Source organism: Qipengyuania aurantiaca (genome assembly GCF_019711375.1).
Lineage (GTDB): Bacteria > Pseudomonadota > Alphaproteobacteria > Sphingomonadales > Sphingomonadaceae > Qipengyuania > Qipengyuania aurantiaca.
Window position 1 is genome coordinate 1,054,189 of the sequence record NZ_CP081295.1, and the last position, 13,161, is coordinate 1,067,349.

14 protein-coding genes are annotated in these 13,161 nt (G+C 64.7%); 7 read left to right on the forward strand and 7 right to left on the reverse strand.

Features of this window, described 5'->3' with window-relative positions; translation table 11 throughout:
• Nucleotides 1-73 precede the first annotated feature (73 nt).
• Entirely contained in the window at nt 74-1,063 is a 990-nt protein-coding gene (locus K3148_RS05165; RefSeq protein WP_247711647.1) for an NAD(P)H-quinone oxidoreductase, read from the reverse strand.
• Between the two features lie 122 nt (nt 1,064-1,185).
• On the opposite strand from K3148_RS05165, the gene K3148_RS05170 reads away from it, so the two are divergent.
• The 7 genes from K3148_RS05170 to K3148_RS05200 all read left to right on the forward strand — a co-directional run bounded on the left by K3148_RS05170 (nt 1,186) and on the right by K3148_RS05200 (nt 9,679).
• A complete protein-coding gene (locus K3148_RS05170; RefSeq protein ID WP_006832873.1) occupies nt 1,186-1,386 on the forward strand; it encodes a DUF1192 domain-containing protein in 201 nt (66 codons plus the stop codon).
• 129 nt (nt 1,387-1,515) lie between these two features.
• Nucleotides 1,516-3,903, forward strand: a complete 2,388-nt coding sequence (clpA, locus tag K3148_RS05175) for an ATP-dependent Clp protease ATP-binding subunit ClpA (RefSeq protein ID WP_221426245.1) — start codon at nt 1,516-1,518, stop codon at nt 3,901-3,903.
• Between the two features lie 126 nt (nt 3,904-4,029).
• The gene (locus tag K3148_RS05180) at nt 4,030-4,953 is read left to right on the forward strand and encodes an ABC transporter ATP-binding protein (RefSeq protein ID WP_221426246.1); all 924 of its coding nucleotides are present in this window, start codon (nt 4,030-4,032) and stop codon (nt 4,951-4,953) included.
• Nucleotides 4,950-6,443, forward strand: coding sequence for an ABC transporter permease (locus K3148_RS05185; RefSeq protein WP_221426247.1), 1,494 nt, complete (start codon nt 4,950-4,952; stop codon nt 6,441-6,443). Before K3148_RS05180 ends, K3148_RS05185 begins: the two co-directional genes overlap by 4 nt.
• Before the next feature lie 50 nt (nt 6,444-6,493).
• On the forward strand, nt 6,494-7,525 hold the full coding sequence (locus K3148_RS05190) for a ligase-associated DNA damage response exonuclease (protein WP_221426248.1): 1,032 nt from the start codon (nt 6,494-6,496) through the stop codon (nt 7,523-7,525).
• Nucleotides 7,526-7,527: 2 nt separating this feature from the next.
• Complete coding sequence (locus K3148_RS05195) at nt 7,528-9,120, forward strand: cisplatin damage response ATP-dependent DNA ligase (protein WP_221426249.1); 1,593 nt, start codon at nt 7,528-7,530, stop codon at nt 9,118-9,120.
• Between the two features lie 52 nt (nt 9,121-9,172).
• Nucleotides 9,173-9,679 (forward strand): DUF1993 family protein, encoded by a 507-nt coding sequence (locus tag K3148_RS05200; protein ID WP_221426250.1) that lies wholly within the window; start codon nt 9,173-9,175, stop codon nt 9,677-9,679.
• A gap of 2 nt (nt 9,680-9,681) precedes the next feature.
• On the opposite strand, the gene K3148_RS05205 is transcribed toward K3148_RS05200, so the two are convergent.
• The 6 genes from K3148_RS05205 to hemB are packed head-to-tail and all read right to left on the reverse strand — an operon-like array spanning nt 9,682 to nt 13,159.
• Nucleotides 9,682-9,963: a DUF167 domain-containing protein gene (locus tag K3148_RS05205; RefSeq protein ID WP_221426251.1), complete on the reverse strand. Its 282-nt coding sequence runs from the start codon at nt 9,961-9,963 to the stop codon at nt 9,682-9,684.
• On the reverse strand, nt 9,944-10,510 hold the full coding sequence (locus K3148_RS05210; RefSeq protein WP_221426252.1) for a gamma carbonic anhydrase family protein: 567 nt from the start codon (nt 10,508-10,510) through the stop codon (nt 9,944-9,946). The genes K3148_RS05205 and K3148_RS05210 overlap by 20 nt, the downstream gene beginning before the upstream one ends.
• Nucleotides 10,507-11,064, reverse strand: coding sequence for a GNAT family N-acetyltransferase (locus tag K3148_RS05215; protein WP_221426253.1), 558 nt, complete (start codon nt 11,062-11,064; stop codon nt 10,507-10,509). Before K3148_RS05215 ends, K3148_RS05210 begins: the two co-directional genes overlap by 4 nt.
• A complete protein-coding gene (locus K3148_RS05220) occupies nt 11,057-11,620 on the reverse strand; it encodes a GNAT family N-acetyltransferase (protein WP_221426254.1) in 564 nt (187 codons plus the stop codon). Before K3148_RS05220 ends, K3148_RS05215 begins: the two co-directional genes overlap by 8 nt.
• Nucleotides 11,605-12,168, reverse strand: a complete 564-nt coding sequence (locus K3148_RS05225) for a GNAT family N-acetyltransferase (RefSeq protein ID WP_221426255.1) — start codon at nt 12,166-12,168, stop codon at nt 11,605-11,607. The genes K3148_RS05220 and K3148_RS05225 overlap by 16 nt, the downstream gene beginning before the upstream one ends.
• Nucleotides 12,161-13,159, reverse strand: a complete 999-nt coding sequence (gene hemB / locus K3148_RS05230; RefSeq protein ID WP_221426256.1) for a porphobilinogen synthase — start codon at nt 13,157-13,159, stop codon at nt 12,161-12,163. Before hemB ends, K3148_RS05225 begins: the two co-directional genes overlap by 8 nt.
• Nucleotides 13,160-13,161: the final 2 nt, after the last annotated feature.

Here is a 13,161-nt window from a genome sequence, read left to right on the forward strand (position 1 = left end):
GACGGCTAGCAGCCGAATGTTACGTGCGAATCTCTTTTCCGTTACACAATCAGGTAATTGCTACGCTTTGGCGTCACTCCGCCGGACGCACCTCGAGCACGATCTTGCCGATATGGTCGCCCGCTTCCATCCGCGCATGGGCGGCGGACACTTCGGCGAGCGGGAAGGTCGTGTCCATCACCGGCGCGATGGTCCTGTCCTCGAACAGCGGCCAGGCGTGGGTGTAGATCTCGTCGGCGAGCAACGCCTTGAATTCGTCCGAACGCGGACGCAGCGTCGAGCCGGTCATCACCTGCCGCTTGCTCATCAGCTTGGCCATGTTGATCTCGGCCTTGAGCCCGCCCAGCACGGCGATGGTCACATGGCGTCCATCCACCGCGAGACAGTCGAGATTGCGCTGAACATAGTCGCCCGACACCATGTCCAGAATGACGTCGGCGCCCTTCCCGCCGGTGAAGTCGTTGACCTTCTCGACGAAGTCTTCGGTCTTGTAATTGATCGCAAGGTCCGCGCCCAACTCGCGGGCGGCGTTGCACTTTTCCTCGCTTCCGGCGGTCGTGACGACGTCGAGTTCGAAGGCCTTGGCGAGCTGGATCGCCATGGTGCCGATCCCGCTCGTGCCGCCATGGACCAGCAGGGTCTCGCCATCGACAGCAAAGCCGCGCTCGAAGACGTTGTGCCACACGGTAAAGAGCGTTTCGGGAATGGCGGCCGCTTCGGCCATGTCCATATGCGGCGGAACCGAGAGGCAATGCGCCGCGTGGGCGAGGCAGTATTCGGCATAGCCCCCGCCGCTCACCAGCGCGCAGACGCGGCGGTTGAGCATTTCTGGCGCAACGCCCGGCCCGATGGCGACGACCTTGCCCGACACCTCAAGCCCCGGGATCGGCGAGGCGCCCGGGGGCGGCGGATAGAAGCCCTGCCGCTGGATGACGTCGGGGCGGTTCACCCCGGCGTGGCTGACCTCGATCAGCAGCTGGTCCGGCCCCGGCTGGGGCAGATCGAGCGTTTCTGCACGGAAAACTTCGGGACCGCCGGGCGTATCGAAACCCATTGCAGTCATGGTCTTAGGTAAGCCAGTCGCCAAAAGAGCCCCCTGAAAGCGTGGCGTCATCGCCTGAACGAGCGGTGCATTACCTTGGGGGCGTGTTGACAGCAACCGGGGTGCGGTGGATTGTGGAGGCGATGGAAGACGACGATCGTCCCCGCCCCAAAGGCGACGCCGCGAGCAAGCTCGCCGCGGAGGACCTCGGCCCCTATTCGCAGGACGAATTGGACGAACGCATCGCCCTGCTGGAAGCGGAAATCGCCCGCGTGGAATCGCACCGGCTGAAGGCCGCGGCCCATCGAGACGCGGCCGATGCGCTGTTCGGCCGAAAGGATTGAGACGGTGCAGGGCCTTCAATCCTGCCGCCTCGACCCCATATCTTCGGAACATACAGCTTTGGCTAACCTTGAAGAGGTAGCCTGTCGCCATCGCACTTCCACGCGAGTCCTTCGGAAAGCAGAGACCTGATGCCCAGTTTTGCCGCCAACCTCGAAAAGACCCTCCATACCGCGCTCACCGATGCGGGCGAGCGCCGCCATGAATACGCCACGCTCGAGCACCTGCTGCTCGCGCTGATCGGCGACGAGGATGCTGCCGCGGTGATGAAGGCCTGCGGCGTGGACACCGGCGAGCTTGCGGCGGTGGTGAAGCAGTATCTCGAACAGGAATACCAGGCGCTGAAGAGCGAGGAAGGCGCGGACCCGCAGCCGACCGCCGGCTTCCAGCGCGTCATCCAGCGCGCCATCCTCCATGTCCAGTCGTCGGGCAAGGATACAGTGACCGGCGCCAACGTGCTCGTCGCGCTGTTTTCCGAGCGGGACAGTTACGCCGTCTATTTCCTGCAGCAGCAGGACATGAGCCGTCTCGATGCGGTGAGCTACATCAGCCACGGCATCGGCAAGGGCGGCAAGCAGGTCGAAGGCAAGCCTCCACAGGGCGCGGAAGAAGCGCAGGGCGAACCGGGCGCCGAGGCCGGAAAGCCCGGCGACAAGAAAGAAACCGCGCTCGACCAGTTCACGGTCAATCTCAACCAGAAGGCCGAGGACGGGCGTATCGACCCGCTGATCGGCCGTGGTCCGGAAGTCGATCGGACGGTGCAGATCCTCTGCCGCCGCTCGAAGAACAACCCGCTCTATGTGGGCGATCCGGGCGTCGGCAAGACCGCGATTGCCGAAGGCCTCGCGCGCAAGATCGTCGAGGGCGACGTGCCCGAAGTGCTCGAAGACGCGGTGATCTATTCGCTCGACATGGGCGCGCTGCTTGCCGGCACGCGCTATCGCGGCGATTTCGAGGAGCGGCTGAAGCAGGTCGTCAACGAGCTGGAGGACATGCCCGAGGCAATCCTCTTCATCGACGAAATCCACACGGTGATCGGTGCCGGCGCGACCAGCGGCGGGGCGATGGACGCCTCGAACCTCCTGAAGCCTGCGCTTTCCAGCGGCGCGATCCGCTGCATCGGGTCGACCACCTACAAGGAATTCCGCAACCACTTCGAGAAGGACCGCGCATTGCTGCGCCGGTTCCAGAAGATCGACGTCAACGAACCGACGATCGAGGACACGGTGGCCATACTCAAGGGCCTGCGTTCGGCATTCGAGGAGCATCACAAGGTCAAATACACGCCCGACGCGATCAAGACCGCGGTCGAGCTGTCGGCGCGCTACATCAACGACCGCAAGCTGCCCGACAAGGCGATCGACGTGATCGACGAAGTCGGCGCGATGCAGATGCTGGTCCCGCCCAGCCGTCGCAAGAAGAAGATCACCGCCAAGGAAATCGAGGCTGTGATCGCGACTATGGCGCGCATCCCGCCCAAATCGGTGTCGAGCGACGACAAGAAGGCCCTCCAGAACCTCGACCGCGACCTCAAGCATGTCGTGTTCGGGCAGGACGCTGCCGTCGACAAGCTTGCGACCGCGATGAAGCTCAGCCGCGCCGGTTTGCGCGATCCGGACAAGCCGATCGGCTCGTTCCTGTTCAGCGGCCCGACCGGCGTCGGCAAGACCGAAGTCGCGCGCCAGCTCGCCAGCATCATGGGTATCGAATTGAAGCGCTTCGATATGTCCGAATACATGGAGCGCCACAGCGTTTCGCGCCTTATCGGTGCGCCTCCGGGCTATGTCGGATACGACCAGGGCGGTCTCCTCACCGACGCGATCGACCAGAACCCGCATTGCGTGCTGCTGCTCGACGAGATCGAGAAGGCGCATCCCGACCTCTTCAACATCCTGCTGCAGGTGATGGATAACGGCCGCCTGACCGACCATCACGGCAAGACGGTCGATTTCCGCAACGTGGTGCTCATCATGACCACCAATGCGGGCGCGTCCGATATGGCCAAGCAGGGCATCGGCTTCGGCGACGTGTCGAAGGAAGATGCGAGCGAAGAGGCCGTGAAGCGCATGTTCACGCCGGAGTTCCGCAACCGCTTGGATGCCATCGTGCCCTTCGGCTATCTCGGCAAGAGCACCGTCGCGCGCGTCGTCGACAAGTTCATCCTCCAGCTCGAACTGCAGCTGGCCGAACAGAATGTCGACATCCAGTTCGACAAGGAAAGCCGCGCCTGGCTGGCCGACAAGGGCTACGACAAGCTCTACGGGGCGAGGCCCATGGGCCGCCTGATCCAGGAAAAGATCAAGCAACCGCTCGCCGAGGAACTGCTGTTCGGCAAGCTGGCCGATGGCGGCGAGGTTTCGGTGACGATGAAGGACGGCAAACCCGCCTTCCAGCTCACCCCGGCCCCGCCCAAGGAAAAGCCCAAGAAGAAACCGGCGCCGAAGAAGAAACCTGCGGCCAAGAAGAAGCCGGAAGCGGGCGCCAGCGAAGGCAAGAGCGAGGGGGACGGCGAAAGCTGAGCCTGCTTCCCGTAAATCACCAAGAAAGGGGTCGGCGCTTGTCGGCCCCTTTTGCGTTTTGGTCGCGCAAACGCTTGTCGCATCCGCAAATCCGCCATAGCCCTGTACTGGGTTTTGGGGAACGACATGAGCACGCCGGTTCTGGAAGTACGCAATCTGGTCAAGCGCTTCGGCGATGTGCTCGCCGTGGACGGTCTGTCCTTTTCCGTCGCGCCGGGCGAGATCTTCGGTTTTCTTGGCGGCAATGGCGCGGGCAAGACGACGACCTTGCGCATGGTACTCGACATCATCCGGCCGACCTCCGGCGAAATTTCCGTGCTCGGAAGCGCCCCCGACCGGCGCCAGGCCGCCGCCATCGGCTTCCTGCCCGAGGAACGCGGCCTCTATTCCGGCATGAGCGCGATCGACACGATCGTCTATTTTGGTCGCCTCAAGGGCATGGACACCGCCTCTGCGCGCAGCCGGGGCATGGAACTGCTCGAACGATTCGACCTCGCCGACCGCGCCAAGAGCGATATCGGCGATATGTCCAAGGGCATGGCGCAGAAGGTCCAGCTTGCGACCAGCCTCGTGAACCAGCCGCAATTGCTGATGCTGGACGAGCCTTTTTCCGGCCTCGATCCCGTTAATCAGGGCCTGCTCGAGAACGAGATCCTGCGCGCATCGCAGCGCGGCGCGGCAGTCATTTTCTCGACTCACGTCATGCAGCACGCCGAGCGGCTCTGCAACCGCCTGCTGCTGTTGCGCAAGGGCCGCAAGCGCTTTGAGGGTACGCTGGAGGAGGTCCGCCGCAAGCTGCCCGCCAGCCTGATCGCCAACAGCCGGGGCGATCTTGCCGCCCTGCCCGGCGTCGCCTCGGCCGAAAGGCTCGGGACGCCGCAGGACGGCTGGCAGGAATGGCAGGTCGAGCTCGACCAGGGCGTCGAGGCGGCCAGCGTGCTCGAACATTGCAGCACCCACGGCGTTGCGCTTCGCCGCTGGGACGAACGCCATGCCAGCCTGCACGATATCTTCGTCGAACTGGTCGGCGGGGAAGGAGTGGAGGAATGATGACCAACGTCCTGCTCGTCGCCAGGCGCGAGATCCGCCAAATTCTTGCAATGAAGAGCTTCTGGCTCACCCTGCTCATCCTGCCCGTCGCGCTGGCGCTGGGGCCCTTGCTTGGCGACAATCTGTCGGACGAGGAGCCGACCCGCGTGGCCGTGGTCGACCGCTCGCAAAGCGGTGTGGCCGAAGCCCTCGAAGCGCGCTTTGCCGAGGATGATGACCGCAACACACTGCGCAATCTCTCGCGTCATGTGCAGCGCTACGATCTCGAGAGCGCCGATCCCGACGCGCCCTGGTCGCAGCACGACCGCTGGTACACCGCCGAGGATATTGCCGCCTTCCGCGAAGCGGGCGGCGTTGATGCCGCCATCGAGAAGATCGAGGCGGTGCGCCCCGAAGGCGTGCCCGAATTCGAACCGGAAGAGCCGCTCTACACCTTCCAACCCGCCCCTGCCTCGCTAGACGCACTGGAAGGCGAGGGATTTGCCGAAGCCGCGCAAGAACTCTTCGACAGCGATGCCGCGGACGCGCCCGAAGTGGTCCTGCTGATCGGCGAGACCTATCCGGCGGACCCGCGCATAGGGCTCTATTCCGCCAACCAGCCACGTTCGAGCTTCGTCACCGTGCTGCAGGAGGTCCTCACTGGTGACCTACGCACGCAATTGCTCGCCCAGCGCGGTATTTCGGGTGACGAGGCCCGCGCGATCCAGTCCGCCGCACCCGCTATTGCCGTCACGACACCGCCGCCGGGCGACGGCGCGCGCGAGGCGCTGCTGGTGCGCTCCATCGTGCCGCTGGCGCTGTCCTATATCCTGATGATGAGCCTGATGCTGTCGGGCAGCTGGATGCTGCAGGGCTCGGTCGAGGAACGCTCGAACAAGCTGCTGGAATCGCTCCTCGCCTGCATTCGCCCCGAAGAGCTGATGTATGGTAAGCTGCTGGGTGGCCTTTCGGTCGGGCTGCTGATGATCCTCGTATGGGCAGGTTGTGCAGGCATCGCAGCCTACGCGACCCACGGCGTGATTGCCGACATGATCCGCCCGGCGCTGGAGCCCATCTCCTCGCCCGGGATCATTCTCGCGATCGTCTACTTCTTCATCGCTGGCTATATCGGCATCTCGGCCATCTTCGTCGCCATCGGGGCGATGGTGGATTCGATGAGCGAGGCGCAGGGCTATCTCATGCCCGTGCTGCTGGCGATCCTGCTGCCGATCACCTTCCTCCTGCAGATGATCGTTGCGGGTAAGGACGGGCTGATGGTGCAGGTGCTGACCTGGGTCCCGCTGTGGACGCCCTTCGCCGTGCTCGCGCGGCTCGGCATGGGGATCGAGACCTGGGTGCTGATCGGGTCGGGCCTCCTGCTTGCCGTGGCCATCGCGCTCGAACTCGTGTTTCTCGGCCGCCTTTTCCGCGCCAGCCTGCTTTCGACCGGGCAGAAACCGACCTTGAAGCGCGTGTTCGAGCGGCTGCGCGCCAAGCCCGAAAGCGCCTGACGGGAACCCAGGCCGGGAACGCACAGGCGCTGCCCTCGCTTAACCAAGCGATGGCCGCGCCCTTTTCCTGGATCAAACCCGAACCGCACGGGATCTACATCCCGCCCGCCGATTGTTGGGTCGATCCCAGCCGCGCGGTCGACCGGGCGCTGGTCACCCATGGCCACGCCGACCATGCACGCGGCGGCCATGGCGAAACGGTGGCGACGCCCGAAACGCTGGCGATCATGGAATTGCGCTATCGCACAGGCGCCGAAGACGACGCCGGCGAGATCCCCCACCGCGCCGTGCCGGTCGAATATGGCGAGACGATCCGGCTGAAGGGCGGCGTCGACGCGACCTACATTCCCGCCGGCCACGTGCTAGGCAGTGCGCAGATCTTGCTGGAACACGCCGGCGAGCGGGTGATCGTCACCGGCGACTACAAGCGCCGCGCCGACCCCACTTGCCCGCCCTTCGAAGTCACGCCCTGCGACATTTTCATCACCGAGGCGACCTTCGGCCTGCCCGTCTTCGAGCACCCTCCCATCGAAGAGGAAATGGCGAAACTGCTCGACCGCCTGCGCGCCTATCCCGACCGTTGCGTGCTCGTCGGCGCCTACGCTCTGGGCAAGGCGCAAAGGGTCATCGCCGAACTGCGCGCGGCAGGGCATCACGATCCGATCTATCTCCACGGTGCGATGGAGAAGATGTGCCGCCTTTATGAGGAGCATGGCGTCAATCTCGGCGAATTGCGGCTGGTCGCCGACGCCACGAAGGATGACATCCGCGGCCATATCGTCATCTGCCCGCCGTCTGCGCTCAACGACCGTTGGAGCCGCCGCCTGCCCGAACCGATCACGGCCATGGCCTCGGGCTGGATGCGCGTTCGCCAGCGGGCCCGCCAGCGCAATGTCGAGCTGCCGCTGGTGATCTCCGACCACGCCGACTGGGGCGAGCTGACGCGGACGATCCGCGAAGTCGACGCGCAGGAAAACTGGATCACCCACGGGCGCGAGGACGCGCTGCTGCGCTGGTGCCAACTCCACCAGCGCCGCGCCCGCGCCTTGGCGCTGGTCGGTTACGAGGACGAGGACGACTAGGCGTGGAAGAGTTCGCCGCCCTCATCGACGCGCTGGTCTACACCCGCAGCCGCAACGAGAAGCTGCGGCTGATCGCCGAGTACCTGTGCGCCACGCCCGATCCTGATCGCGGATGGGCGCTGGCGGCGCTGTCCGACGGGCTCGACTTCCCGGCGGTCAAGAGTTCGACCATCCGAAATCTCCTGAAGGACCGCATCGACCCCGTCCTCTGGACGCTGAGCCGCGACTTCGTGGGCGATACCGCCGAAACGGCAAGCCTGCTCTGGCCCGCGCCCGACGAGCCCCCCTCCCCGCCCACGGTCAGCGAAACGGTCGCGCTGCTGGACGAGATGAACCGCAAGACGGTGCTAACAGAGCTTCCCAAGCTGCTGGACCGGCTCGATTCTTCGGGTCGCTACGCGCTGCTGAAGCTCGCCACGGGCGGCATGCGGATTGGCGTCTCCTCGCGTCTTGCCAAGACGGCGTTCGCGCAGGCCTTCGATGTCCCGGTGGACGAGGTGGAGGAGTATTGGCACGGCCTCACCCCGCCCTACGCCGATCTCTTCGCCTGGGCTGCCGAGGGGGCCGACCCGCCCGATATCGAAAACCTCCCCACCTTCCGCCCCTTCATGCTCGCGCATCCGCTGGAAGAGACGGTCGTCGACCTCGCGGATTACGCGGCGGAATGGAAATGGGACGGGATTCGCGTGCAATTGGTGCGCGCGGGCGGCGAAACACGCCTGTTTTCCCGCTCGGGCGACGATATTTCGGCCACTTTCCCGGAATTTCTCGACATTTTGCCGATGAACGCGGTGCTCGACGGGGAATTGCTGGTCCGCGGCACACACCAGGGCGGCGAAGAAGGCGGGGCGGCAAGCTTCAACGCCCTCCAGCAGCGCCTTGGCCGCAAGACCGTCTCCAAGAAGATGCTCAAGGAATACCCCGCCTTCATAAGGCTTTACGACGCGCTCCTGATAGAAGGTGTCGATGTGCGCCCGCTTCCTTGGACCGAGCGGCGCGGGCGGCTCGAAGCGCTGGCGTCACGCCTGCCCGACTCGCATTTCGACCTGAGCTCCGTCGTGGAGGCAAAGGATTTCGACCATCTGGCGCAAATTCGCGAAGGCAGCCGCGAGGACGCCATCGAAGGGCTGATGCTCAAGCGCAAAGACAGCCCCTATATCGCCGGGCGGCGCGTGGGATACTGGTACAAGTGGAAACGCGACCCGCTGCTGGTCGATTGCGTGCTGATGTACGCCCAGCGCGGGAGCGGAAAGCGGTCGAGCTTCTTTTCGGACTACACCTTTGGCTGCTGGGACGGCGATCCCGACCGGGGTGCGGACCTGCTGCCCGTGGGCAAGGCCTATTCGGGCTTCACCGACGAGGAGCTGAAGAAGCTCGACCGCCATGTCCGCAGCAACACGATCAACCGCTTCGGCCCGGTGCGCGAGACCGACAAAAGCCTCGTCTTCGAGGTGGCTTTCGACAGCGTGCACGAAAGCAAGCGCCACAAGTCCGGCCTCGCCATGCGCTTCCCCCGTATCCACCGCATCCGCTGGGACAAGCCGCCCCACGAAGCCGACCGGATCGAGGCGCTACGGGCGTTGATCGCCGATTGAAGCGCGCGCGGCGCGCGCTACATATATCCCGCACCCATGGGAGAATGTTGCGATGAGTTACGCCGAAAGCGCCTTTGCCACCTTCGATAATATGCTGGGATCGCTGCTGAACGTGGTCGGCAAGGCTATGAAGGCGGACATGGGCGATGCCGTGCTCGAGACGAAACTGGCCGAGGACATGTTTCCGCTCGAAACGCAGTTCCGCGTTGCGATCAACCAGCTCAACATCGCGCTCGAGCGCGTTTTCGGGATGAAGCAGGTACTCGATGAAGAGGCTTACGCCTCGCTCGAGGAAGTAGCGTCCAAGTTACAGGAAATGAAAGGTAAACTCGCCACAGTGCGCGAATCCGGTACCACCGGACCGGATGGCGAGATCGACTTTACCCTGCCCAACGGCATGCGCTTCGTAATGAGCGCGGAGGAATATATCCGCGACTGGACCATGCCCAATTTCTACTTTCACACCACCATGGCTTACGCCCTCCTGCGGCACAACGGCCTGGCGATCGGAAAGGCCGATTTCGTGCCGCACATGGTGCGCTACGCAAGACCGGCCTGACGCTAGCGGTCGATCCGGAACAGTTTCTCGCGCGACGTGGCACCGTGCAGCAACGCGACACGTGACGGTGGCACGCCATAGGCGGCGGCGAGGAGCTTGCGCACCGCTTCGTTGGCGGCCCCGTCCTGCGGCTTGGCGCGGACCTTTGCCGCCAATCCGCCCTCATTGAGAGTGAGGCTTTCGGTGCGCGCTCCGGGTGTGACGCGGATCACCACCCTGCCCTCGCTATCGAGCAAGGCCGTTAAGGCATCGCGGGGCGGGAATTCAGCCCTTGAGCGTTTCATCGACCGCCTGGGAATGCGCCTTGGCGTTCTCGGCGTAATGCGCCACGCCCATGCGCATTGCGGCCACGGCGGCATCGTCGAGATCGCGCATCTTGCGCGCGGGGCGGCCACCCCACAGTTCGCGCGCGCCCATGACCTTGCCCTCGGTGAGCATGGCACCGGCCGCCAGCATGGCGTCGCTGCCGATCACCGCCTTGTTCATCGCGATGGCGCCAAGGCCGACAAAGCCGCGGTTCTCGATCCGGCACCCATGGATCATCGCCATATGGCCGATGAGTACGTCATCGCCGATAATAAGCGGGCTGCCGTCAGGGTCACCCGGGCGTTCCGGGTCGCAATGCAGCACGCTGCCGTCCTGCACATTGGTCCTCTCGCCGATCTCGATGCGGCTGACGTCGGCGCGCAGCACGCAATTGTACCAGATCGAGCTTTCGGCCCCGATGGTGACATTGCCGATGATCGTGCATCCGGGCGCGATGAAGGCGCTGTCGTGGATCTTCGGCGTCTTGCCGTGGATCGGGATGATGTTGACGCCGGGGCGGTTCATGACGCGGTCTCCCATTGCTCGCGCGTGAGCGAATACTGGATCACCGGATTGTCCCTTGCAGGCCTATCCGGCTCTTCGAAATCGAGGTCCTTGCGGCGGACCATGCCGAGTTTTTCCATCAGCTTCCAGCTTGCGGTATTCGCCTCGCTGGTGAGCGCGACGACATGGGGTGCATCGACCCGCCCGAACGCCCATTCGAGCACGGCTTCCATCGCCTCTCGCGCATAGCCGCGCCGCCAGCGGTCCTCGCGGATGAGCCAGCCGATCTCGTGGTCGCCCGGGTTCGGGGCATGGGGGTTGTCGACCTCCTTGATGCCGGCATGGCCGACGAGTTCGCCGGTGTCCTTCTCGATAAGCATCAGGAAGCTGAAGCCGCGCCGGGCGTAGAGCTGCATCCCCTTGGCGTGCTTCGCCTCGATCTCATGCGCTTCCTTCGGCCCGCCAAGATGCGCCATTACCGTGGGCGTGTTGAGCACGCGCATCTGGCGTTCGACATCGCCCTCTTCGATCGTGCGCAGGATCAGGCGGTCGGTCTCGGCAATGATATCAGCCATCGAGGCCTCTCCAGTCCGCTCGGCCAATCGAATAGACGATGATCGTGTCCGCGCCGAAATCGTCGTTGGGAAAATCGAGATCCGCGCGCCGCTCCATGCCGAGCCACTTCATCAGGCCCCAGCTCGGCGCGTTGGGTTCGACCGTGAGGGCGATCACCTGCTCCGCGCCGAAGCGGGTAAAGGCGAGATCGAGCGCAGCCGCAGCCGCCTCCTTCGCATAGCCCTTGCCCCAGGCGTCTTCGCGCAGCCGCCAGCCGACCTCCATCTCGCCCAGCGGTCCGCCTTTCTGGTTGCAGCGCTTGAGGCCGCAAAAGCCGAGGATGACGCCATCCTCCTTGCGCTCGACAGCCCAGAAGGTGTGGCCATGATCCTCTTGATAGGACAGCAATCTCTGCTGGGCTGCGTCGCGCTTGGCGTCATTGCACACGCCGCCCAGCCACTCCATGACGGCAGGCGTGTTGGTGGCGTGCCAGAACGGCTCCCAATCCTCCTCGCGCCAGTCGCGCAAGATCAGGCGGTCGGTTTCGTGGCGAAAGGCAGTCACGTGGCTTTCCATTCTTCGGCGGTGAGGCGCCAGACCGTGGTCGGGTTGTCGCGCGGCGGATAGAGCGGATCGACATAGCCGAGCTGCGGCAAATGCGTGAAACCCAGCCGTTGCATCATCTTCGTCGAGGGCTGGTTGGAATCGCTGGTCTGCGAATATATCCGGGCGAGCCCCAGTTCCCGGAAAGCGAAGCCGAGCAGTGCGCGCGCCGCCTCGGTGGCGTAGCCGCGGCCCCAGAACGGCTCGGCGAGGGTCCAGCCGATCTCGTGTTCGGCCTGCAAAGCCTCGGGTGCGGCTTCAGTATAAACACGGAAGAGGCCGCAGCGGCCCACGCGGCACTCGTCCTCCCGCAACCAGACGGTCCAGCGGCGATGGCCTCCGCTGTCGAAGGCCTCGAGATCGGCCTGGAAGCTTGCCGCCACCTCGTCTTCGCTGCGCGGCGTGCCGCCGAGGAAGCGCATGACGGCAGGCGTGTTCATCTGCGCCTGCACGAAGGGCAGGTCTCCGGCCGCGGGAGGTCTCAGGATGAGGCGTTCGGTCGTAAGGACCGTATCAGCCATTGAGCAGCCGTGCCGCCACGGGGGCGTGATAGGTCAGGATGCCTGAACAGCCCGCGCGCTTGAAGGCGACCAGCTTTTCCATCAACAGCCCGTCGCGATCTCCCACTCCGGCCGCGGCGCCCGCCTCGATCAACGCGTATTCGCCGCTAACCTGATAGGCGAACACGGGCACGCCGAACCGCTCCTTCGCGCGCCAGATCACGTCGAGATAGGCAAGGCCCGGCTTGACCATCACGCTGTCCGCCCCTTCGGCGATGTCGAGCGCAATTTCGCGCAAGGCCTCGTCGCCATTGGCGGGGTCCATCTGGTAGCTTTTCTTGTCGCCTTTCAGCAGGCCGCCCGACCCCACCGCATCGCGGAACGGGCCATAGAAGGCCGAGGCGTATTTCGCCGAATAGGCCATGATCTGCACATTCGGATGGCCGTCCATCTCCAGCGCCATGCGGATCGCCTTCACACGCCCATCCATCATGTCCGAGGGCGCGATGATGTCCGCGCCCGCGTTCGCCTGGTTGACCGCCTGGTCGACGAGCACCGAAACAGTCTCGTCGTTGAGGACATAGCCCTGCGCGTCGACCAACCCGTCCTGCCCGTGGCTGGTATAAGGGTCGAGCGCGACGTCGGTCAGGATGCCGATATCGGTCCCGCAGGCGTCGCGCACGGCCTTGATCGCGCGGCACATGAGATTGTCGGGATTGAAGGCCTCGTCCCCGCCTTCGCTGCGCTTTTCGGCCGGAGTGTTGGGGAACAGCGCGATGCAGGGGATACCGAGCTCGACCGCTTCCTTTGCCCGCTTGGCAATGCCGTCGACCGACCAGCGTGAGACGCCGGGCAGGCTTGCGACCGGTTCCTCGACACCCGAACCGCTGGTCACGAACAGCGGCCAGATGAGGTCGGCGGAGGTGAGCACGGTCTCGCGGTGCATCGCCCGGCTCCAGGCATGGGCACGGGTGCGGCGCAGGCGCGTGGCGGGATAGGCAGCGTCAGTCATGG

Coding starts and splice junctions, on each gene's coding strand:
- K3148_RS05165 (WP_247711647.1), bottom strand. CDS start 1,063: ATGACTGCAATGGGTTTCGATACGCCCGGCGGTCCCGAAGTTTTCCGT.
- K3148_RS05170 (WP_006832873.1), top strand. CDS start 1,186: ATGGAAGACGACGATCGTCCCCGCCCCAAAGGCGACGCCGCGAGCAAG.
- clpA (WP_221426245.1), top strand. CDS start 1,516: ATGCCCAGTTTTGCCGCCAACCTCGAAAAGACCCTCCATACCGCGCTC.
- K3148_RS05180 (WP_221426246.1), top strand. CDS start 4,030: ATGAGCACGCCGGTTCTGGAAGTACGCAATCTGGTCAAGCGCTTCGGC.
- K3148_RS05185 (WP_221426247.1), top strand. CDS start 4,950: ATGATGACCAACGTCCTGCTCGTCGCCAGGCGCGAGATCCGCCAAATT.
- K3148_RS05190 (WP_221426248.1), top strand. CDS start 6,494: ATGGCCGCGCCCTTTTCCTGGATCAAACCCGAACCGCACGGGATCTAC.
- K3148_RS05200 (WP_221426250.1), top strand. CDS start 9,173: ATGAGTTACGCCGAAAGCGCCTTTGCCACCTTCGATAATATGCTGGGA.
- K3148_RS05205 (WP_221426251.1), bottom strand. CDS start 9,963: ATGAAACGCTCAAGGGCTGAATTCCCGCCCCGCGATGCCTTAACGGCC.
- K3148_RS05210 (WP_221426252.1), bottom strand. CDS start 10,510: ATGAACCGCCCCGGCGTCAACATCATCCCGATCCACGGCAAGACGCCG.
- K3148_RS05215 (WP_221426253.1), bottom strand. CDS start 11,064: ATGGCTGATATCATTGCCGAGACCGACCGCCTGATCCTGCGCACGATC.
- K3148_RS05220 (WP_221426254.1), bottom strand. CDS start 11,620: ATGGAAAGCCACGTGACTGCCTTTCGCCACGAAACCGACCGCCTGATC.
- K3148_RS05225 (WP_221426255.1), bottom strand. CDS start 12,168: ATGGCTGATACGGTCCTTACGACCGAACGCCTCATCCTGAGACCTCCC.
- hemB (WP_221426256.1), bottom strand. CDS start 13,159: ATGACTGACGCTGCCTATCCCGCCACGCGCCTGCGCCGCACCCGTGCC.